This window comes from Pseudomonas sp. 14A, assembly GCF_018132745.1.
GTDB classification, from domain to species: Bacteria; Pseudomonadota; Gammaproteobacteria; order Pseudomonadales; family Pseudomonadaceae; genus Aquipseudomonas; species Aquipseudomonas mercuritolerans.
Genome location: NZ_JAGRQJ010000018.1, coordinates 387,316 through 408,840 on the forward strand (window position 1 = coordinate 387,316; position 21,525 = coordinate 408,840).

General features: G+C 61.1%; 19 protein-coding genes. 10 read left to right on the forward strand and 9 right to left on the reverse strand.

Translation table 11 applies throughout. The annotated features are described in order from the left end of the window. Window positions 1-5 precede the first annotated feature (5 nt). The 5 genes from PS14A_RS24360 to PS14A_RS24380 form a co-directional block, all read right to left on the reverse strand. Window positions 6-974 carry a CDP-6-deoxy-delta-3,4-glucoseen reductase gene (locus PS14A_RS24360; protein ID WP_212617406.1) on the reverse strand — a complete coding sequence of 323 codons (969 nt, stop codon included), beginning with the start codon at window positions 972-974 and terminating at the stop codon, window positions 6-8. Next, a complete protein-coding gene (ubiD, locus tag PS14A_RS24365) occupies window positions 974-2,440 on the reverse strand; it encodes a 4-hydroxy-3-polyprenylbenzoate decarboxylase (RefSeq protein ID WP_212617407.1) in 1,467 nt (488 codons plus the stop codon). Before ubiD ends, PS14A_RS24360 begins: the two co-directional genes overlap by 1 nt. A 238-nt stretch (window positions 2,441-2,678) precedes the next feature. Next, window positions 2,679-3,938: a transcription termination factor Rho gene (gene rho / locus PS14A_RS24370; protein ID WP_003229334.1), complete on the reverse strand. Its 1,260-nt coding sequence runs from the start codon at window positions 3,936-3,938 to the stop codon at window positions 2,679-2,681. A 248-nt stretch (window positions 3,939-4,186) separates the two neighbouring features. After that, window positions 4,187-4,516: a thioredoxin TrxA gene (trxA, locus tag PS14A_RS24375; protein WP_003206727.1), complete on the reverse strand. Its 330-nt coding sequence runs from the start codon at window positions 4,514-4,516 to the stop codon at window positions 4,187-4,189. 120 nt (window positions 4,517-4,636) lie between these two features. Then, on the reverse strand, window positions 4,637-5,344 hold the full coding sequence (locus tag PS14A_RS24380) for a FadR/GntR family transcriptional regulator (protein WP_073471078.1): 708 nt from the start codon (window positions 5,342-5,344) through the stop codon (window positions 4,637-4,639). A gap of 256 nt (window positions 5,345-5,600) precedes the next feature. Between PS14A_RS24380 and PS14A_RS24385 the strand changes: the two genes are divergently transcribed. The 5 genes from PS14A_RS24385 (at window position 5,601) to ppx (ending at window position 10,157) form a co-directional block, all read left to right on the forward strand. Further along, the gene (locus PS14A_RS24385) at window positions 5,601-6,386 is read left to right on the forward strand and encodes a transporter substrate-binding domain-containing protein (RefSeq protein ID WP_016772623.1); all 786 of its coding nucleotides are present in this window, start codon (window positions 5,601-5,603) and stop codon (window positions 6,384-6,386) included. A 21-nt stretch (window positions 6,387-6,407) separates the two neighbouring features. Further along, on the forward strand, window positions 6,408-7,076 hold the full coding sequence (locus tag PS14A_RS24390) for an amino acid ABC transporter permease (protein WP_212617408.1): 669 nt from the start codon (window positions 6,408-6,410) through the stop codon (window positions 7,074-7,076). Beyond that, complete coding sequence (locus tag PS14A_RS24395) at window positions 7,073-7,723, forward strand: amino acid ABC transporter permease (RefSeq protein ID WP_016772621.1); 651 nt, start codon at window positions 7,073-7,075, stop codon at window positions 7,721-7,723. The genes PS14A_RS24390 and PS14A_RS24395 overlap by 4 nt, the downstream gene beginning before the upstream one ends. Continuing rightward, the gene (locus PS14A_RS24400; RefSeq protein ID WP_212617409.1) at window positions 7,710-8,447 is read left to right on the forward strand and encodes an amino acid ABC transporter ATP-binding protein; all 738 of its coding nucleotides are present in this window, start codon (window positions 7,710-7,712) and stop codon (window positions 8,445-8,447) included. Before PS14A_RS24395 ends, PS14A_RS24400 begins: the two co-directional genes overlap by 14 nt. A gap of 207 nt (window positions 8,448-8,654) precedes the next feature. Then, window positions 8,655-10,157, forward strand: a complete 1,503-nt coding sequence (gene ppx, locus PS14A_RS24405) for an exopolyphosphatase (protein WP_212617410.1) — start codon at window positions 8,655-8,657, stop codon at window positions 10,155-10,157. Window positions 10,158-10,418: 261 nt separating this feature from the next. Here the strand turns inward: ppx and ppk1 are convergent, their stop codons facing one another. Beyond that, entirely contained in the window at window positions 10,419-12,644 is a 2,226-nt protein-coding gene (gene ppk1, locus PS14A_RS24410; protein ID WP_016772619.1) for a polyphosphate kinase 1, read from the reverse strand. An 18-nt stretch (window positions 12,645-12,662) separates the two neighbouring features. Further along, complete coding sequence (gene hemB, locus PS14A_RS24415) at window positions 12,663-13,676, reverse strand: porphobilinogen synthase (protein ID WP_016772618.1); 1,014 nt, start codon at window positions 13,674-13,676, stop codon at window positions 12,663-12,665. A gap of 207 nt (window positions 13,677-13,883) precedes the next feature. Between hemB and PS14A_RS24420 the strand changes: the two genes are divergently transcribed. Together PS14A_RS24420 and elbB are read left to right on the forward strand one after the other, a co-directional pair. After that, window positions 13,884-14,543 carry a DedA family protein gene (locus PS14A_RS24420; RefSeq protein WP_212617411.1) on the forward strand — a complete coding sequence of 220 codons (660 nt, stop codon included), beginning with the start codon at window positions 13,884-13,886 and terminating at the stop codon, window positions 14,541-14,543. Window positions 14,544-14,710: 167 nt separating this feature from the next. Beyond that, entirely contained in the window at window positions 14,711-15,379 is a 669-nt protein-coding gene (elbB, locus tag PS14A_RS24425; RefSeq protein ID WP_016772616.1) for an isoprenoid biosynthesis glyoxalase ElbB, read from the forward strand. Window positions 15,380-15,506: 127 nt separating this feature from the next. Here the strand turns inward: elbB and PS14A_RS24430 are convergent, their stop codons facing one another. Both PS14A_RS24430 and PS14A_RS24435 read right to left on the reverse strand, forming a co-directional pair. Continuing rightward, a complete protein-coding gene (locus tag PS14A_RS24430; RefSeq protein WP_042607095.1) occupies window positions 15,507-15,962 on the reverse strand; it encodes a YaiI/YqxD family protein in 456 nt (151 codons plus the stop codon). A 102-nt stretch (window positions 15,963-16,064) separates the two neighbouring features. Continuing rightward, window positions 16,065-17,963, reverse strand: coding sequence for an FTR1 family protein (locus PS14A_RS24435; protein ID WP_212617412.1), 1,899 nt, complete (start codon window positions 17,961-17,963; stop codon window positions 16,065-16,067). A 168-nt stretch (window positions 17,964-18,131) separates the two neighbouring features. Here PS14A_RS24435 and PS14A_RS24440 point away from each other — a divergent pair, with 168 nt between their 5' ends. From PS14A_RS24440 to PS14A_RS24450, 3 genes are all read left to right on the forward strand, one after another. Further along, window positions 18,132-19,535 carry a hypothetical protein gene (locus PS14A_RS24440; RefSeq protein ID WP_212617413.1) on the forward strand — a complete coding sequence of 468 codons (1,404 nt, stop codon included), beginning with the start codon at window positions 18,132-18,134 and terminating at the stop codon, window positions 19,533-19,535. A 206-nt stretch (window positions 19,536-19,741) separates the two neighbouring features. Continuing rightward, window positions 19,742-21,136 carry a hypothetical protein gene (locus PS14A_RS24445; protein WP_056791673.1) on the forward strand — a complete coding sequence of 465 codons (1,395 nt, stop codon included), beginning with the start codon at window positions 19,742-19,744 and terminating at the stop codon, window positions 21,134-21,136. A 16-nt stretch (window positions 21,137-21,152) separates the two neighbouring features. Continuing rightward, window positions 21,153-21,524 carry a YcfL family protein gene (locus tag PS14A_RS24450; RefSeq protein WP_016772611.1) on the forward strand — a complete coding sequence of 124 codons (372 nt, stop codon included), beginning with the start codon at window positions 21,153-21,155 and terminating at the stop codon, window positions 21,522-21,524. Window position 21,525: the final 1 nt, after the last annotated feature.

A 21,525-nucleotide genomic window follows, 5' to 3' on the forward strand; every position in this document is an offset into this window, starting at 1 on the left:
CATTTTCAAGAGCGCGGCGCATAGGCGAACACATCGGCGCGCATCTGATGCGCATCCATGCCCGCCTCGACCAGCGCATCCAGGGTGCCGTAAACCATCGCTGGCGAACCGCTGGCATAGACATGTAGCGGCTTCAGATCGGGGAAATCCTCGCAAACCGCCTCGTGCAGCATGCCGCAGCGCCCTTCCCAGCCGCACTGGTCACTGACCACTTTGTGCAGGAACAGATTGGGCAGCTTCAGCCATTCGTCCCAGTGTTCGATCTGATAAAAATCTTCCGGGCGGCGCACGCCCCAGTACAGATGCACCGGATGCTTGAAACCTTCAGCGCGGCAATGCTCGATCAAGGCATGAATCTGGCCCATGCCGGTGCCAGCGGCGATCAGCACCAGCGGACCGTCAGGCAATTCGGCCAAGTGGGTATCGCCAAAGGGCAGCTCGACACGCACCAGCGGGTTGCGTTGCAGCTGTTCGATCAGGCTCAACGCACTGGCTTCGCGCGCCAGCACGTGAATTTCCAGATCACGCCCGCCGTGGGGTGCCGAAGCCATCGAGAAGGCGGATTTCTCGCCGCTCTCGCGCTCGATCATCAAATACTGCCCGGCGTGGTAACGCGGCGGCTTGCCGGCCGGTGCACGCAGACGCACGCGCCAGGTGTCGCCACCGACCTCGCGACACTCGATGACCTGACACGACAGGCTGCGCACCGGCAGCTCACCCAATGCGAGCACGCCATCCCACAGCAGCACGCAGTCTTCCAGCGGTGCGGCGATGCAGGTGTAGAACTCGCCATGATCGTGGATTTTGCCGGCCTGCTCAACGCGGCCCTCCACCAGCAGCGCTGCACACACGTGGCAATTGCCGTTGCGGCAGCTTTGCGGGCAGTCATAGCCCAGGCGCCGCGCACCGTCGAGAATCCGCTCACCGGGCTGTATCTCGAGCACTGCTCCGGAAGGCTGCAGGGTTACACGCATCAATCTATTCCTAACTGGTTCCAGATGGCATCGATCCGTTGGGTGACGGCGGCGTCCTTGACGATCACGCGGCCCCACTCGCGGGTGGTTTCGCCCGGCCACTTGTGGGTGGCATCCAGACCCATTTTCGAGCCCAGGCCGGAAATCGGCGAGGCGAAGTCGAGGTAGTCGATCGGCGTGTTGTCGATCATCACCGTGTCGCGCTTGGGGTCCATGCGCGTGGTGATGGCCCAGATCACGTCGTTCCAGTCGCGGGCGTTGATATCGTCGTCAGTGACGATAACGAACTTGGTGTACATGAACTGTCGCAAAAACGACCAGACGCCGAGCATCACGCGCTTGGCATGCCCCGGATACGACTTCTTCATCGTCACCACAGCCATGCGGTACGAGCAACCTTCCGGCGGCAGGTAGAAGTCGGTGATCTCCGGGAACTGCTTCTGCAGGATCGGCACGAACACTTCGTTCAGCGCCACGCCGAGAATCGCCGGCTCATCCGGCGGACGGCCGGTGTAAGTGCTGTGATAGATCGGTTTGATCCGGTGAGTAATGCGCTCGACGGTGAACACCGGGAAGCTGTCGACTTCGTTGTAGTAACCGGTGTGGTCGCCATACGGGCCTTCGTCGGCCATCTCGCCCGGATGAATCACGCCTTCAAGAATGATTTCGGCGGTGGCCGGCACTTGCAGATCGTTGCCACGGCACTTGACCAGTTCGGTGCGGTTACCCCGCAGCAGACCGGCGAAAGCATATTCCGAAAGGCTGTCCGGCACCGGCGTCACGGCACCGAGAATCGTCGCCGGATCGGCGCCCAGGGCCACGGACACCGGGAACGGCTGGCCCGGGTGCTTCTCGCACCACTCGCGGAAATCGAGGGCACCACCACGGTGGCTGAGCCAGCGCATGATCACCTTGTTGCGGCCGATCACTTGCTGGCGGTAGATACCGAGGTTCTGGCGTTCCTTGTTCGGACCTTTGGTAACGGTCAGGCCCCAGGTGATCAGCGGGCCGACGTCGCCGGGCCAGCAGGTCTGCACCGGCAACATCGCCAGATCGACATCGTCGCCTTCGATGACCACTTCCTGGCACACCGCGTCTTTGACGACTTTTGGCGCCATCGAAATGATCTTGCGGAAGATCGGCAGTTTCGACCACGCGTCCTTCAAGCCCTTCGGCGGCTCCGGCTCCTTGAGAAAGGCCAGCAGCTTGCCGATTTCACGCAGCTCGCTGACCGACTCGGCGCCCATGCCCATGGCCACGCGCTCGGGGGTGCCGAACAGATTGCCGAGCACCGGAATGTCGTAACCGGTGGGCTTCTCGAACAACAGTGCCGGGCCTTTGGCCCGCAGCGTGCGGTCGCACACCTCAGTCATCTCCAGCACCGGCGAGACGGGAATCTGGATGCGTTTCAACTCTCCGCGCTGCTCAAGCTGCTGCACGAAATCCCGAAGATCCTTGAATTTCATTGACGATGGCACCCTCAAAATAGGCGTACATCCTACCTGCTCTGACGGGCAAACAGCAGCCCGTCATCGCTCGATTGTGGCCCCCGCGCTGCGGTGAAGGGGCAAGCCCGGGACTCAGCAGTGCGCCGCCGACGCCGCAGAATCGGCCCATCAACAGATATCCGTGATGGCCGCGAGATTTTTCGGGGCAAAAAAAACGCCCCCTTGCGGGAGCGTCCTTTGTTGAAACGCCAGCGTATTACTTGCGCTTCATCGACAAGAAGAACTCGTCGTTGGTCTTGGTCGTTTTCAGCTTGTCGACCAGGAACTCGATGGCGGCAACTTCGTCCATCGGGTGCAGCAGCTTGCGCAGAATCCACATGCGCTGCAGTTCGTCGTCGGCGGTCAGCAACTCTTCGCGGCGGGTGCCGGAGCGGTTGATGTTGATAGCCGGGAACACACGCTTCTCGGCGATCTTGCGATCCAGAGGCAGCTCCATGTTGCCGGTACCCTTGAACTCTTCGTAGATCACTTCGTCCATCTTCGAGCCGGTTTCAACCAGCGCGGTGGCGATAATGGTCAGCGAGCCGCCTTCTTCGATGTTACGCGCGGCACCGAAGAAACGTTTCGGCTTCTCGAGGGCATGGGCATCGACACCACCGGTCAATACCTTGCCGGAGCTCGGGATCACGGTGTTGTAGGCACGGGCCAGACGAGTGATGGAGTCGAGCAGGATCACCACGTCTTTCTTGTGTTCGACCAGGCGCTTGGCCTTCTCGATCACCATTTCAGCAACCTGCACGTGACGGGTCGGCGGCTCGTCGAAGGTCGAGGCAACCACTTCGCCGCGCACGGTGCGCTGCATTTCGGTCACTTCTTCCGGACGCTCGTCGATCAACAGCACGATCAGGTGAACTTCAGGATTGTTACGGGCGATGTTCGCTGCGATGTTCTGCAGCATGATCGTTTTACCGGCTTTCGGCGGTGCGACGATCAGGCCACGCTGGCCTTTGCCGATCGGCGCGCACAGGTCGATCACGCGACCGGTCAAGTCTTCGGTGGAACCGTTGCCGGCTTCCATCTTCATGCGCACGGTCGGGAACAGCGGCGTCAGGTTCTCGAAGAGAATCTTGTTTTTCGCGTTCTCCGGACGATCGAAGTTGATCGTGTCGACCTTGAGCAGGGCGAAATACCGCTCGCCTTCCTTCGGAGGGCGGATCTTGCCAACGATGGTGTCACCGGTGCGCAAGTTGAAGCGGCGGATCTGGCTCGGCGAGACGTAGATGTCGTCAGGGCCGGCGAGGTAGGAAGCGTCTGCGGAGCGCAGGAAGCCGAAGCCGTCCTGGAGAATCTCCAGCACGCCATCACCGGAGATTTCCTCGCCGCTTTTCGCGTGCTTTTTCAGCAGGGAGAAAATCACGTCCTGCTTGCGCGAACGGGCCATATTTTCTATGCCCATCTGTTCGGCCAATTCGAGCAGTTCGGTAATCGGCTTTTGCTTGAGTTCAGTCAGATTCATATAGGAATGACGTAATCATTTATGGAGGGGGGGAAATTAAGCTTTTGGCTTAATGAGGCCGCGCCGCGGAGAAGGCGACAGGATCGCGAACTAATTCGAAAAGGAGTGCGTCGGCGACGGCTAGCAGGGGGCATTGGAGAAACCAGTGCGGGGCCGAATGTACCACCTGAGTTTCGGAGCGTCTAGCCCTGAATACGCAAAAAGCCCCGCGATTTGCGGGGCTTTTTTTCAGCGCTTTACTGCGACGCTCAGATGTTGGCGTCGAGGAAAGCCGCCAGCTGCGACTTCGACAGTGCGCCGACCTTGGTCGCTTCAACGTTGCCGTTCTTGAACAGCATCAGCGTCGGGATACCACGCACGCCATGCTTGGCCGGGGTTTCCTGGTTTTCGTCGATGTTCAGTTTGGCGACGGTCAGCTTGCCTTTGTAAGTCTCGGCAATCTCGTCCAGAACCGGTGCGATCATTTTGCAAGGGCCGCACCATTCAGCCCAGTAGTCGACCAGGACAGCGCCTTCGGCCTTGAGTACGTCGGCTTCGAAGCTAGCGTCGCTAACGTGTTTGATCAGATCGCTGCTCATGGAATTCTCCAGGTTGTAAGCAAAAAAACGTGGCCCATCATAGCCGCCCTTCCCTTGTTCAGGAAGCCGCAGATGATTGAGTGTTGCTATGGCCCTTGATGAGTTTGGGTATAGCTCAACTCACGCCGTGGCGGGAGCGATGAAGGCGATTCCGGTACGCAGGGCGGCGTTGCGCACATGTTCCTGCATGGCTTTTTGCGCTGCTCCCGACGCACGGCGGGCCAGGGCACGGAGGATCTTGCGGTGTTCCTGCCAGGTTTCCATGGCGCGTTCGGCGCGGATGAACGGCAGTTTCTGGCTCTCGAGGAAGATCTCGGCGCTGGCGGTGAGGATGCTCAGCATCGCCTGATTGCCGCTGGCCAGCAGGATCCGTCGATGAAATTCGAAGTCGAGTTTCGCCGCCGCTTCGAAGTCGCCGAGCTTCAATTGCTCGCGCATGGCCGCAACGTTGTCTTCCAGCGCATCCAGATCGAACGTGCTCAACGTCACCGCCGCCAACCCTGCTGCAAACCCTTCGAGCGCATAGCGCAATTGAAAGATATCCAGCGGCGATGCCTGCGCCGCAAACGACCAGCCTGGCGCGTTGTCGCCGCGCGACAATTCGACCGGCGACTGCACGAACACGCCTTTGCCCGGCTGGATGCTGACCACGCCCAGTGCACTGAGCGACGACAGCGCTTCACGCAACGATGCCCGGCTGACGCCCAATTGCAGCGCCAGATCCCGTTGCGAAGGCAACGCATCGCCGGCGCCGAAGCCCTGTTCGGTGATCAGTTTGCGGATCGCTTGCAGCGCCACTTCGGGTACGGCGCGGGAGATCGAATTCATGATGTGCGGACGCGTCAGGGCCAAGGTGCGGCTAGTTGTAAAGCTATTCGTCGAGTCCGGCAAGTCGTGCCCCAGCGGGGTTCGGCGCGTGCAGCCGATGCGCCATCGCAGTGCGAAAACCGAGTTGACTGTTCAGACCAGTAAGACCGAACGAAGCCGCTGCTACTGCGGCCTGCCGGGGCGAAATCCGCCTGTTGGCACGGCCCATGCTCTGTTCGATCGCAGCAACCACTTCCCGCCGATCCGGAGATTGTCCATGACCCAGCGTTACAGCGCCCTCCTCGCTTCCCTGTTTGCCGGCCTGCTGCTGTGCCAGGCCCCCGCTCACGCCGACGGTCTGGACGACGTGGTCAAACGCGGCACGCTGAAAGTCGCCGTGCCCCAAGACTTCCCGCCATTCGGCTCGGTCGGCCCGGACATGAAGCCGCGCGGCCTGGATATCGACACGGCGAAACTGCTCGCTGACCAACTCAAGGTCAAACTCGAACTGACCCCGGTCAACAGCACCAACCGCATCCCGTTCCTCACCACCGGCAAGGTCGATCTGGTGATCTCCAGCCTCGGCAAAAACGCCGAGCGCGAGAAGGTCATCGACTTTTCCCGCGCCTATGCGCCGTTCTACCTCGCCGTGTTCGGTCCGCCAGACGCCGCGATCACCAGCCTCGACGACCTCAAGGGCAAGACCATCAGCGTCACCCGCGGCGCCATCGAAGACATCGAGCTGAGCAAAGTCGCCCCCGAAGGCGTGACCATCAAACGTTTCGAAGACAACAACTCGACCATCGCCGCTTACCTGGCAGGCCAGGTCGATCTGATCGCCAGCGGCAACGTGGTGATGGTGGCCATCAGCGAGAAAAACCCCAAGCGCGTACCGGCACTGAAAGTGAAGCTCAAGGATTCCCCGGTCTATGTGGGCGTGAACAAGAACGAAGCGGCGTTGCTGGCCAAGGTCAACGACATCCTCAACACCGCCAAGGCTGACGGCGCACTGGAAAAGAATTCGCAGACCTGGCTGAAAGAGCCGCTGCCGGCCGATCTCTGATCGACTGCGCGGGAGACCTTCATGGCTTATCAGTTCGATTTTTTGCCGGTGGTGGAAAACACCGACCTGCTGCTGCGCGGCGCACTGTTCACGCTGGAGCTGACCGCCATCGGCGCGCTGCTCGGGGTCGGCGTCGGGATTATCGGCGCGCTGGTGCGGGCGTGGCAGATTCGCCCGTTCTCGGCGATCTTCGGCGTCTACGTCGAGTTGATCCGCAACACGCCGTTTCTGGTGCAACTGTTCTTCATCTTCTTCGGCCTGCCGTCGCTCGGCGTGCAGATTTCCGAGTGGCAGGCAGCGGTACTGGCGATGGTGATCAACCTTGGCGCCTATTCGACCGAGATCATCCGCGCCGGCATCCAGGCGATTCCGCGCGGGCAACTGGAAGCGGCTGCGGCACTGGCGATGACGCGCTTCGAAGCGTTTCGCCACGTCGTCCTGCTGCCGGCGCTGGGCAAGGTCTGGCCGGCGCTGAGCAGCCAGATCATCATCGTCATGCTCGGTTCGGCGGTGTGTTCGCAGATCGCCACGGAAGAATTGAGCTTCGCCGCCAACTTCATTCAGTCACGCAACTTCCGCGCCTTTGAAACCTATGCGCTGACCACCCTGATCTACCTGTGCATGGCGCTGCTGATCCGCCAGTTGCTCAACTGGTTCGGCCGGCGGTTCATTGCGAGGAGCAGCCAATGAGCGATTTCACTTTCTGGGACATCCTGCGCAACCTGCTCACCGGCCTGCAATGGACGCTGGCGCTGTCGCTGGTGGCATTCATCGGCGGCGGCCTCGTCGGCCTGCTGATTCTGGTGATGCGCATTTCGAAGAACACCCTGCCAAGCAGCATCGCCCGCACCTGGATCGAGCTGTTTCAGGGCACGCCACTATTGATGCAACTGTTTCTGGTGTTCTTCGGTGTGGCGCTGGCCGGGATCGAGATTTCGCCGTGGATGGCCGCCGCGATCGCTTTGACCTTGTTCACCAGCGCTTATCTGGCGGAGATCTGGCGCGGTTGCGTTGAGGCCATTCCCCACGGTCAGTGGGAAGCCTCGTCGAGCCTGGCGCTCAATCCGCTGGAGCAGTTGCGCTACGTAATTCTGCCGCAAGCGCTGCGCATCGCCGTGGCGCCGACCGTGGGCTTCTCGGTGCAAGTGGTCAAGGGCACAGCGGTGACCTCGATCATCGGCTTCACCGAACTGACCAAGACCGGCGGCATGCTCGCCAACGCCACGTTCGAACCGTTCATGGTCTACGGCCTCGTCGCCCTCGGCTACTTCCTGCTCTGCTACCCCTTGTCCCTCAGTGCGCGCTACCTGGAAAGGAGACTGCATGCCTCTGCTTAGAATTTCCGCCCTGCATAAATACTACGGCGATCACCACGTACTCAAAGGCATCGACCTCAGCGTCGAGGAAGGTCAGGTCGTGGCGATCATCGGCCGCAGCGGCTCGGGCAAATCGACCCTGTTGCGCACGCTCAATGGCCTGGAGTCGATCAACGACGGTGTGATCGAAGTCGACGGCGAATACCTCGACGCCGCCCGCGCCGATCTGCGCAGCCTGCGACAGAAGGTCGGCATGGTCTTTCAGCAGTTCAACCTGTTCCCGCACCTGACCGTCGGGGAGAACGTCATGCTCGCGCCGCAAGTGGTGCAAAAAGTACCCAAGGCCAAGGCAGCCGAACTGGCGCGGGAAATGCTCGAGCGAGTCGGGCTCGGGGGGAAATTCGATGCCTTTCCGGATCGCCTGTCCGGCGGGCAGCAACAGCGGGTGGCGATCGCCCGGGCTTTGGCGATGTCGCCGAAGGTGCTGCTGTGCGATGAAATCACCTCGGCGCTCGACCCTGAGCTGGTCAATGAAGTGCTCAGCGTGGTTCGGCAACTGGCCAAGGAAGGCATGACGCTGATCATGGTCACCCACGAGATGCGCTTTGCCAGGGAGGTGGGGGACAAACTGGTGTTCATGCACCATGGCAAAGTGCATGAAGTGGGCGATCCGAAGGTGTTGTTTGCCAATCCGCAGACGGCCGAGCTGGCGAACTTTATTGGCACGGTGGAAGCGACAGCCTGAAGATTTTCTGAAGCAGTGATGCCCTCTTCGCGAGCAGGCTCGCTCCCACAGGGGAATGCGCTCATCTGTGGGAGCGAGCCTGCTCGCGAATGGCCGCGCCGCGATCCCCAGACTTTCTGCGCTGAATCAACGGTTTGAACCATGCGCGTTGGCGCCAGCGTTTGATCGTGGCACGATGTCGGGGTTATCGACCGAGACCCCCTGACCATGCCGCAATCCCAAGCCAAGAATCTGTCCCTGATCGCCGCAATCGACCTGGGCTCCAACAGCTTTCACATGGTCGTGGCCAAGGCCCAGAACGGCGAAATCCGCATTCTCGAGCGCCTCGGCGAGAAGGTGCAACTGGCCGCTGGCATCGACGATGCGCGCCAGCTCAACGAAGAATCGATGCAGCGCGGCCTCGATTGCCTCAAGCGCTTTGCGCAACTGATCAACGGTATGCCGCTCGGTGCCGTGCGCATCGTCGGCACCAACGCCCTGCGTGAAGCGCGCAACCGTGGCGAGTTCATCCGCCGCGCCGAAGAAATCCTCGGCCACACGGTAGAAGTCATCTCCGGCCGTGAAGAAGCGCGCCTGATCTATCTCGGTGTTTCGCACACGCTCGCCGATACCCCGGGCAAACGTTTGGTCGCCGACATCGGCGGCGGCAGTACCGAATTCATCATCGGCCAGCGCTTCGAGCCGTTGCTGCGCGAAAGCCTGCAAATGGGCTGCGTGAGTTTCACCCAGCGCTACTTCAAGGACGGCAAGATCACCCCGGCGCGCTACGCCCAGGCTTACACGGCGGCGCGCCTGGAAATCATGAGCATCGAGCACGCCCTGCATCGCCTGACCTGGGATGAAGCCATCGGCTCCTCCGGTACGATTCGCGCCATCGGCCTGGCCCTGAAGGCTGGCGGCCACGGCAGCGGCGAGGTCAACGCCGAAGGCCTGGCATGGCTCAAGCGCAAGCTGTTCAAGCTGGGCGACGCCGACAAGATCGATTTCGAAGGCATCAAGCCTGATCGCCGCGCGATCTTCCCGGCGGGCCTGGCGATCCTCGAAGCGATCTTCGACGCCCTCGAACTGCAACGCATGGATCACTGCGAAGGCGCGCTGCGTGAAGGCGTGCTGTATGACCTGCTCGGACGTCATCATCACGAAGACGTGCGCGAACGCACCCTGACCTCGCTGATGGAGCGCTATCACGTCGATCTGGAACAAGCGGCGCGGGTCGAACGCAAGGCCCTGCACGCGTTCGATCAGGTTGCCGTGGACTGGGAGCTGGACGACGGCATCTGGCGCGAACTGCTCGGCTGGGCGGCGAAAGTCCACGAAGTCGGTCTCGACATCGCTCACTATCACTATCACAAGCACGGTGCCTACCTGATCGAGCACTCCGATCTGGCCGGCTTCTCCCGCGAGGATCAGCAGATGCTCGCGCTATTGGTGCGCGGGCACCGGCGCAATATTCCCAAGGACAAGTTCGCCGAATTCGGCGATGACGGCATCAAACTGATTCGCCTGTGCGTGCTGCTGCGGTTCGCCATTCTGTTCCATCACATTCGCGGAACCCAGGCGATGCCGCAGGTAGTGCTGCATGCCAGTGGCGATCATCTCGATGTGGAATTTCCGGAGAACTGGCTGGATGAGAACCAACTGACCCAGGCGGACTTTGGCCTTGAGGCCGATTGGCTGACGCGGGTGGGGATTGTCCTCACGGTGCACTGAGTAACTGGCTGGCACAAAAAAGGCGATCCGTTAGGATCGCCTTTTTATTGGGTTTGGTTTGAGGAACTGCGTGAGCCTTGCCCCTCACCCCAGCCCTCTCCCGAGGGAGAGGGAGAGGGAGAGGGAGCCGATTTGTGGGCTTTTCGAATCCTGAAATCGACTCGGTATTGCGAGTCGGCGTAACCCTGACATCCACCTCGGTCAGTCCCCTCTCCCTCCGGGAGAGGGCTAGGGTGAGGGGCTTTTGCTCTTGGCTTTGCTTTAGCTGCTGACAGGCAGTATCGGGCTACCCAGCCGCTCCAGCAACGTCGCCTGCGCACTGCGCGGGTTCTGGTTGCCGGTGGGTGTGTTGCGGATGTAGCGGCCGTCCGACTGCAGACTCCAGCTGTGGGTGTTGTCGGTCAGGTACAGCTCCAGCTCTTTCTTCACTCGGGTCAGCAGCTTCTTGCCTTCCACCGGGAAGCAGGTCTCGACACGCTTGTCGAGGTTGCGCTCCATCCAGTCGGCGCTGGAGAGGAACATCTGCTCGTCGCCGCCGTTGAGGAAGTAGAACACCCGCGTGTGCTCGAGGAAGCGGCCGATGATCGAGCGCACATGAATGTTGTGCGAGACCCCGGCGATGCCCGGACGCAGGCAGCACATGCCGCGCACCACCAGATCGATGCGCACGCCGGACTGGCTGGCCTTGTACAGCGCGCGGATGATCTTCGGATCGGTCAGCGAGTTGAACTTGGCGATGATGTGCGCCGGTTTGCCTTCGAGGGCGAACTGGGTTTCGCGGGCAATCATGTCGAGCATGCCCTTCTTCAGGGTGAACGGCGCATGCAGCAGCTTTTTCATGCGCAGTGTCTTGCCCATGCCGATCAACTGGCTGAACAGTTTGCCGACGTCTTCGCACAAGGCGTCGTCGGAGGTCAGCAGGCTGTAGTCGGTGTAGAGCTTGGCGTTACCGGCGTGGTAGTTGCCGGTGCCAAGGTGCGCGTAGCGGACGATTTCGCCAGCCTCACGGCGCAGGATCAGCATCATCTTGGCGTGGGTCTTGAAGCCGACCACTCCGTAGATCACCACCGCACCGGCCGCTTGCAGACGGCTGGCCAGTTGCAGGTTGGATTCTTCGTCGAAGCGCGCACGCAGCTCGATCACCGCGGTGACTTCCTTGCCGTTACGCGCGGCGTCCACCAGTGCATCGACGATCTCGGAGTTGGCCCCGGAGCGGTACAGCGTTTGCCGTACGGCGAGTACGTGCGGGTCTTTCGCGGCCTGACGCAGCAGGTCGACCACCGGCGTGAACGACTCGAACGGGTGCAGCAGGAGGATGTCCTGCTTGCTGACCACACTGAAGATGTTTTCGCTGTTCTGCAGCAGTTTCGGGATCTGCGGGGTGAACGGCGTGTATTGCAGCTCCGGATGGCTGTCCAGACCGGTGATGCTGAACAGGCGCGTCAGGTTGACCGGGCCATTGACCTGATACAGTTCGGTCTCGCTCAGGTTGAACTGCTTGAGCAGGTAGTCCGAGAGGTGTTTCGGGCAGGTGTCGGCAACTTCCAGACGCACCGCGTCACCGTAGCGCCGCGAGAACAACTCGCCACGCAGAGCGCGGGCCAAGTCTTCTACGTCCTCGGAATCGAGCGCCAGGTCGGCGTTGCGGGTCAGGCGGAACTGGTAGCAGCCTTTTACCTTCATGCCTTGGAACAGGTCATCGGCGTGGGCGTGGATCATCGACGACAGGAATACATAGTTGTCGCCGGCACCGCCGACTTCTTCCGGGACCTTGATGATCCGTGGCAGCAGGCGCGGCGCCGGGATGATCGCCAGACCGGAGTCGCGACCGAAGGCGTCGATGCCTTCGAGCTCGACGATGAAGTTCAGGCTCTTGTTCACCAGCAACGGGAACGGGTGCGTCGGGTCGAGGCCGATCGGGGTGATGATCGGCGCGATCTCGTCGCGGAAATAGCGCCGGACCCAGGTCTTGAGCTTGGTCGTCCAGTTGCGCCGACGGATGAAGCGCACCTGATGCTTTTCCAGCTCCGGCAGGAGGATGTCGTTGAGGATCGCGTACTGGCGGTCGACGTGACCGTGGACCAGCTCGCTGATCCGCGCCAGCGCCTGATGCGGCTGCAAGCCGTCAGCGCCGGCCTGTTCGCGGGCGAAGGTGATCTGCTTTTTCAGCCCGGCGACGCGGATCTCGAAGAATTCGTCGAGGTTGCTGGAGAAGATCAGCAGGAACTTCAGCCGCTCCAGCAACGGGTAGGACTCGTCCAGCGCCTGTTCCAGCACGCGGATGTTGAACTGCAATTGCGAAAGCTCGCGGTGGATGTACAGGCTGCTGTCATCCAGGCCGGGAATGGCGATCGCCGGTACCGCCACAGCGGTTTCGGCAACCGGCGCGGGTGGCGCAGGCTCCAGTTCCGGCGGGGTTTCGGTGATTTGCTCGACCACCGGCTGAGCTTCTTTTACGGCAACTTCAGTGAGTCCTTCGGTATTCATGGAATGTTCCTGGGAGGGCTATTTCTGCTCTCGTAACAATTGAGCGGCACGAACGGCAAAGTAAGTCAGGATGCCATCTGCACCGGCACGTTTAAAGGCGGTCAGTGACTCGAGGATCACCGCTTCGCTCAACCAGCCATTCTGGATAGCGGCCATGTGCATGGCGTATTCGCCACTGACCTGATAGACGAAGGTCGGCACCTTGAAGGCATCTTTGACCCGAAAAAGAATGTCCAGGTAGGGCATGCCCGGCTTCACCATGACCATGTCCGCGCCTTCAGACAAGTCGGCACCGACTTCATGCAGCGCTTCGTCACTGTTGGCCGGGTCCATCTGATAAGAAGCCTTGTTGGCCTTGCCCAGGTTCGACGCCGAACCCACCGCATCGCGAAAAGGCCCGTAATAGGCGCTGGCGTACTTGGCCGAGTAGGCCATGATGCGCACGTTGACGTGGCCGGCGATTTCCAGCGCCTCACGAATCGCCTGGATGCGACCGTCCATCATGTCCGATGGCGCCACCACCTGCGCGCCGGCTTCGGCGTGGGACAGCGCCTGACGCACCAGCGCATCGACAGTGATGTCGTTCTGCACGTAGCCGTCTTCGTCGAGAATGCCGTCCTGACCGTGGGTGGTGAACGGGTCCAGCGCGACGTCAGTGATCACGCCCAGCTCCGGGAAGCGCTCACGCAACGCGCGCGTGGCGCGCTGGGCGATGCCTTCGGGATTCCAGGCTTCGGCGGCATCGAGGGATTTCAGCTCAGGCGGGGTGACCGGGAACAGCGCCAGCGCCGGGATGCCCAGCTCGACCCATTTCGCCGCTTCTTCAAGCAGCAGATCAATGCTCAGTCGCTCGACGCCCGGCATCGAGGCCACGGCTTCGCGGCGGTTTTCACCGTCGAGCACGAACACCGGCAAGATCAGGTCATCGACCGTCAATACGTTTTCACGCACCAGGCGCCGCGAAAAATCATCACGACGATTGCGGCGCAGACGAGTGGCAGGGAACAGACGATTGGCGGGGGTAAAGCTCACGGCAGACTCCTGAGCCCGGGCAAACGGGCGAGCGTGACAGTTATAGACGGCCATTATGACTAACAGATGACAGTTATGTGTGCTCTGTGACAGGTAGCCGCAATCCATTGTCGATGTAGGAAATGTTCACGTCGAGACACATTTGGACACTTTCATGAATGTGCCCGAAGGGTTAGGCTGCGCGTTCATTTCGCCAGCACCCAGACAATGCTCCAACAATTTCTGCACGACTTTGGCTACTTTGCCCTGTTTCTCGGCACGTTCTTCGAAGGCGAAACCATTCTGGTGCTCGCAGGCTTCCTTGCGTTCCGTGGATACATGGACATCAACCTGGTGGTGGTCGTGGCGTTCTTCGGCAGTTATGCCGGTGATCAGCTGTGGTACTTCCTGGGGCGCAAGCACGGGCGCAAATTGCTTGCGCGCAAACCGCGCTGGCAGATGATGGGCGACCGCGCACTGGAGCACATCCGCAAACATCCGGACATCTGGGTCCTGAGCTTCCGCTTCGTTTATGGCCTGCGCACCGTGATGCCGGTGGCGATCGGCCTGTCCGGTTATCCACCGGGACGTTACTTGCTGCTCAACGGCATCGGCGCGGCGATCTGGGCCACCGCCCTGGCTGCGGCGGCTTACCACTTCGGCGCAGTGCTGGAAGGCATGCTCGGCAGCATCAAGAAGTACGAGCTGTGGGTGCTCGGCGCATTGCTGATCCTCGGCCTGGGCCTGTGGCTGCGGCGCCGCTTCAAGAATGCGCAACTGGCGAAGAAAATCTATCAGGACGAGCAACTCGCCAAGGCCGCCGAGGCAGAGCAGATGCGCCAGGCCGAAGCGCCCCCTCCTGCCGGCCCGAAAACGCCAGCCGAATAAGCCATTCGCTGGCGGCTGCCATGCGCAGTCCAGGCAAATAATGAACACCCCGCCGCCGTTGCGATCCATTGAGAGAGCGCTCTGTTCCCGCGCGCGTCAGCCATGCCCCTATGGCCACGCGCGACAATTTAAGGGACATTGAGCGCCATGAATCTGGAGAGAAGCCCATGAGCAAAAAAGTTGCAGTGATCCTGTCCGGCAGTGGCGTGTACGACGGCGCCGAAATCCAGGAAAGTGTCATCACCCTGCTGCGCCTCGACCAGCGCGGCGCACAGGTGCAGTGCTTCGCGCCGAACATCGCGCAATTGCATGTGATCAATCACCTGACCGGCGAAGAAATGCCGGAATCGCGCAACGTGCTGGTGGAGTCAGCGCGCATTGCCCGGGGCAACGTCAAGGATATCCGCGATGCCGACGTCGAGGACTTCGACGCACTGATCGTGCCCGGCGGTTTCGGCGCAGCGAAGAACCTGTCGAACTTCGCCATCGAAGGCGCCGGCTGCACCGTGCAACCCGAAGTGCTGGCCCTGGCCGAAGCATTTGCCGAAGCGGGCAAACCGGTCGGACTGATCTGCATCTCCCCGGCGCTGGCGGCGAAAATCTATGGCCCGGGTGTGACCTGCACCATCGGTAACGACGCCGACACCGCTGCGGCCATGAACAAGATGGGCGCCACCCACGAAGAGTGCGCCGTGACCGAAATCGTCGAAGACAAGGCGCGCAAACTGGTCACCACCCCGGCGTACATGCTGGCGCAGACCATCAGTGAAGCAGCTTCGGGGATCAACAAACTGGTCGACCGCGTGCTCGAACTGACTCACGAAAACGACGCTTGATCCCTCGCCGTACGTGAAACAAATGTGGGAGCGAGCCTGCTCGCGAATGCGTTGTATCAGCCAACATCAGGTTGTATGACACACAGATTTCGCGAGCAGGCTCGCTCCCACAGCGATTGTGCAAGACTCAGGGCTTGCGAGTGAGTCGGGTCAGAATCCGATCCAGCGCATTGGCAAACGCCTGCTTTTCACGCTCGCCAAACGGCGCCGGGCCGCCGCTCATCTGGCCCTGCTCCCTCAGATCGGTAAACAGGTTACGCACCGCCAGGCGTTCGCCCATGTTCTGCGCATCGAACTCCTTGCCGCGCGGATCCAGCGCCGCCACGCCCTTCTTCACCAGCCGATCGGCCAGCGGAATATCGCTACAGATCACCAGCTCGCCCGGCACCGCATGCTCGACCAGATAATCATCCGCCGCATCCGGCCCGCTCGGCACCACAATCAGTTTGACGATCGCCAGCCCCGGCTTGATCTGCGGCTGCCCGGCCACCAGCACCACTTCGAACTGGCGCTTTAACGCGAACTTCACCACCAGATCCTTCGCCGCCCGCGGACAGGCGTCGGCATCGATCCATACACGCATGTTCTTGCCTCCAAAAAATTCGCGAGCAGGCTCGCTCCCACAGGATACATACCGAACCTGTGGGAGCGAGCCTGCTCGCGAATATGAGCGCAGCGAATGCCTTTATGCAGCCGAAACCCGGCGCTTCTCCGCCACCCAACTGCGCCCATACAGCACAGCAATCGCCACAATCGCCACCACCTGCGCGGTCAGCGAATAGGCATCGGCATGGATCCCCAGCCAGTCGAATTCAAAGAACGCCACCGGCCGTGTGCCGAAGATCCCGGCTTCCTGCAAGGCCTTCACACCATGCCCGGCAAACACCACTGACAACGCGCACAGCAGCGCGGCGTTGATGCTGAAGAACAGCGTCAGCGGCAATTTTGCCGAGCCGCGCAGAATCACCCAGGCCAGGCCGACCAGCAGCACCAGCGCCGTGGCACCGCCAGCCAGCACGGCGTTGTGCCCGGCAGGCCCGGCCTGCAGCCACAGGGTTTCGTAGAACAGGATCACTTCAAACAACTCGCGATAGACCGAGAAGAACGCCAGGATCGCAAAACCGAAACGACCACCGCCGCCGACCAGGCTGCTCTTGATGTAATCCTGCCAGGCCGCCGCGTGACGGCGGTCATGCATCCACACGCCGAGCCACAACACCATGACGCTGGCAAACAGCGCGGTGGCGCCTTCGAGCAACTCACGCTGCGAACCGCTGACATCGATGACATACGCCGCCAGCGCCCAGGTGCCCAAGCCTGCCAGCAAGGCCAGGCCCCAACCGACGTTGACGCTGCGCACCGCCGATTGCTGGCCAGTGTTACGCAGGAAGGCGAGGATCGCCGCCAGCACCAGAATCGCTTCCAGACCTTCGCGTAGCAGAATCAACAGACCGGAGATGTAACTCAGCGACCAGCTCAGACCATCGCTGCCCAGCAGGCCTGCGGATTCCTTGAGTTTGGCCTTGGCCGCGTCCAGACGCTGCTCGGCCTGCTCGACGGGCAGACCGTCCTGCAGCGACTGCCGGTACGCCATCAGTGATTTTTCGGTGTCCTTGCGCACCTTGGCATCGACGTTATCCAGCGAGCTTTCGACCAGTTCGAAGCCTTCCAGATACGCCGCTACCGACAGGTCATAGGCCTGATCATGTTCACCGGCGCGGTAGGCCGCGAGGCTCTTGTCCAACGTGGCGGCGGTGTAATCGAGCAACTGCGCTGGACCGCGCTTGACCTGCGGCGGTTGCGCGCGCTGAGCCCGGAACGTTGCCGCGACCTCTGCGCCCTCGGCAGCCTGCACTTCGGCCGGGGTCTGGCGGGCCAGGTCGGCGATGTTGTAGACCTTGTCGGACTTGGCGGCCGCCGCATCGGCACTGAAGCCGGCGATGTAGGTGGCCAGATCCCAGCGCTGGCGATCATCGAGCTGATCGGCGAACGCCGGCATGTCGGTGCCTTCGACGCCCTGGCCGAGGGTGCTGTAGATCGCGTACAGGCTCAGGTGATCCATGCGCGCCGCATCACGAAGGTTGGCAGGCGCGGGGGTCAGACCGACACCGGCCGGGCCGTCGCCAGCGCCAGTGTCGCCATGGCACACCGAGCAGTTCTGCGCATACAACGGCGCGCCGCGTGTCGGGTCTGGAGTGATGATCGGTGCCTGACTGACTTCATAAGCCACCGCCAGTTTCGCCCCCAGCTGTCGGGCCTGACGGGCGACATCAGCACCGTCCTGCTTCGCACTGATGGCTGCGTGCAAAGACTCCACGCCCTGTTCCAGCGCGACTTTTTCCGGTTTGGCTGGCAATGCCGTGATCAAGCCTTGCAGGACCTGGGTGAATTCCAGCTGCTCGCGGTATTCGCCGTCGTCGATGACTTTGCCTGCCGCGACCGTCGGCGGGTAGTCGGCACTGATGTAATCGAGCAGGTGCAACGCTTGCGGCGCGCCTTCCACGGTATCGGCCAGCAGCGGCAGGCTGCTCAGGGACAATAACGGGAACAGCAGCCAGGCCAGCAATCGGGACGAGGCAGTCATGAACGAATCTCAAATGGAAATGCGAAGTTACATATTGTTCACTTCGCAGACGTTTCTCTCAAGCTTTGTCGGTGTCGGCAGGGAGTGATTCATATCGTTGAAGCGATGTGCCACCATCGACTCCAATAACGTGAATACTCCCCATTTGCTCAAGGAAGCCCCCTTTCAATGCGCCACTGCCTGCTGCTTCCCCTGCTGCTGACCACCATTACACAACTGGCGGGTTGCGCGGCTTATCGCAATTACGATCTGGAGCTGGAACAGACCACCGAGCAATTGAAGCAAGGCAATGTCGCCGGCTCACTGGCTTTGCTTGAAACACATAACCCGGACGAGCAAAAGGATCTGCTCTATTACTTCGAGAAAGGTGCGGTGTTGAGTGCGGGCGGCGAACTGCCCCAGAGTCAGGCGGCATGGCGCAGTGCCGAGCAAATGGTGGTCGAACGCCAGGACACCATTGAAACCACCGGCGACAAACTCTTGGCCGCCATGGGTAATCACTGGGGCAGCATCATCAATGACAAGCTGCGCCGCTACGACGGCTATGACTATGAAAAAGTCATGCTGACCACGCAGATGGCCCTCAACCAGCTGGCCGTGAACGACTTCGACGGCGCCCGCGCCGACATCAAGAAAACCCATGAGCGCGAAGCGCTGATCGCTCGGCAGCGCGAGCTCGAATATGAGCGCGTCGAAGAGGTAGCGAAAAAGCAGGGTGTGCGCGTGCATTACAAGGATTTGCAGGGTTATCCGGTAGTCATGCTGGACGCGCCGGCGGTGATCGCCTTGAAGAACGGCTACCAAAGCGCGTTCAGTCACTACCTCGCGGGCTATACATATGAAGCGCTCGGGGAAAAGAATCTCGCCGCGCCAGGCTATCGCCAAGCCATCGAATTACGCCCGGATCTGCCGTTCTTCCAGCAGGCATTGCGTGACCTCGACAGTCCCGGCCTCAAGAGTGACGAAAGCGACGTGCTGATCATCGTGCAAAGCGGCCTCGCTCCCGCACGCAGTTCGCTGCGTGTGCCGTACCCGGTGAAGCTGGCAGACGGTCAGGTCATTGTCGCCAACATCTCGTTCCCTGTGATGGTGCCCGACACTTCAACGCCGTCGTTCAATCAGATCGGCATCGATGGACGGCAGAAGAAACTGATACCGGTCAACAGCATCACCGACATGTCCTTGCGTACGCTGCGCGATGACATGCCCGGCATCATCCAGCGCACCACCTACCGAGCCTTTCTGGCCGCCGATGTGCAAGCCACCGACAACCGACGCGACCCGAGCAAAGCATCGTGCGTGACCCATTGGGATGGTTTCGAACAAGCCGATACGCGTACCTGGCGCACCCTGCCCAATCTGACTCAGGTAATGCGCCTGCGCCTGAAGAAAGGTGAACATGCGATCACCCTGCCCCACGTCAATAACGCCGCGCCGCTGACTATCCGGATCGATCAGAACCGCCAGGTCATCACCCTGCGCGCCCTCGGCGATCGAGTTTTCGCCAATGGCAGCGCGTTCGCGCCCGGCAAAACAGCGGCCGAACGCGTCGTGAACAACTTGACCAAATGATGGCACGAGCCTTCGTTAGGCCACTAAAAAGACATTACATCGCCATCACCCCGCGCTTATAATGCCGCGCCCTCGCCCAGCGAGCCGGCATCAAAAGCTCCTCACCCATGAGGAATTGGCAGGAGGCCAGCGCCGCCGTCGATAGGTCACACCAGCCCGACCAGCACACGCGGCTGCAAGTTTTGTTACTCAGGGAAGAAGTACCCATGGCATTCCGCGCTCCCATGCTGCTCGCGCTCAGCGCCGTCACGCTGCTGTCCGGCTGCGCAGCGTTTCGCAACTACGATTCCGAACTGGCCCAGACCAATCAGCAACTGGCTTCCGGCAACGTCGACGCGGCGCTGACCCTGCTGGAAAAGAACAACACCGGCACCGACAAAGACCTGCTCTATTACTTCGAGAAAGGTGAACTGCTGCGCGCCAAGGGCGATCTGTCGGGCAGCCAGAACGCCTGGGGCAGTGCCGACCAGGTAGTCGGTCAGTGGGAAGACGCGGTCAAGCTCGACTCGGCCAAGTACCTGGCACAGTTCGGCAGCTTCATCGTCAACGACAAGGTGCGTCGCTACGAAGGCTATGACTACGAAAAAGTCATGCTGACCACGCAGATGGCCCTGAACCTGTTGGCAGTCAACGATTTCGATGGTGCCCGCACGGCGATCAAAAAGACCCACGAACGCGAAGCGGTGATCGCTGACCTGCGCGACAAGGAATACCTCAAGAGCGAAGAACAGGCCGAAAAAGAAGGCATCAAGACCCAGTACAAGGATCTGCAGGGTTATCCGGTGGCCAGCCTCGACGCGCCGGAAGTGGTCGGCCTGAAGAACAGCTACCAGAGTGCGTTCAGCCATTACCTGGCCGGTTTCGTTTACGAAGCTTTGGGCGAGAAGGATCTGGCCGCGCCGGGTTATCGCAAGGCTGCCGAACTGCGCCCGAACACGCCGCTGCTCGAGCAGGCGCTGGTCAATCTCGACAAGCCTTCCAAATCCGATGACAGCGACATTCTCATCGTCGTGCAGAGCGGTCTGGCCCCGGCCCGCGACTCGATTCGTGTGCCGCTGCCGCTGCCGATTTCCAACAACGTGGTGATCACTCCGCTGTCGTTCCCGATCATCAAACCGGACACCTCCACCGCGCCGTTTGCGCAGATCGGTGTCGACGGCAAGCAGGTCGACCTGACCGCGCTGAACAGCACCACCGCCATGTCCCGCCGCGCCCTGCGCGATGACATGCCGGGGATCATCGTGCGCACCACCGTGCGCGCGATCACCAAAGGTGTGGCGCAGAAACAGATCAACGAAACCAACCCGCTGGCCGGTCTCGCCGTGGGTATTTCTTCAGCGGTGCTTGAAGGTGCCGATACCCGTACATGGCGCACCCTGCCGGACAACACCCAAGTGGTGCGTCTGCGCCTGAAAAAAGGTGAGCATCAGGTTACCCTGCCGAGCGCCGTCGGCGGCTCGGTGGTCAAGGTCACCGTCGACCAGCGCTACCAAGTGATCAGCCTGCGTGCCGTAGGCAACCAGGTATTCGCTGGCGGCATCGCTGCTCACGTAATGCCGAGCGCTGCCGCGACCAACGTCGCCAGCCTCAAACAACCTTAAGAACGGAGTCTTTGCAATGCGCTTGAAGATCATCGCCGTCGCCGCCCTCGCCTTGCTGGCAGGCTGCGCCACCCCGCCACCGCCGGAGCCGGGCAGCGCCGCGAGCAAAGTCGTGGCCATGGGCCCGCAGAAACACATCGTCGTCGGCGCCATGCGCGTGGCTCGTGAAAACGGCTTCATGACCGTCAACGTGCAGTTGAGCAACACCCTCAACAGCAACAAGATTTTCTACTACCGCTTCGCCTGGCTTGGCGCCGAAGGTTTCCCGGTTGCCGAAGAAGAAGTGTGGAAAAGCCAGATGATGTACGGCGCCCAGACCAGCTTCATTCAGGCCATCGCGCCGACCCCGAAAGCCGTGGATTTCCGTCTGGAAATCAAGACGCCGTAAA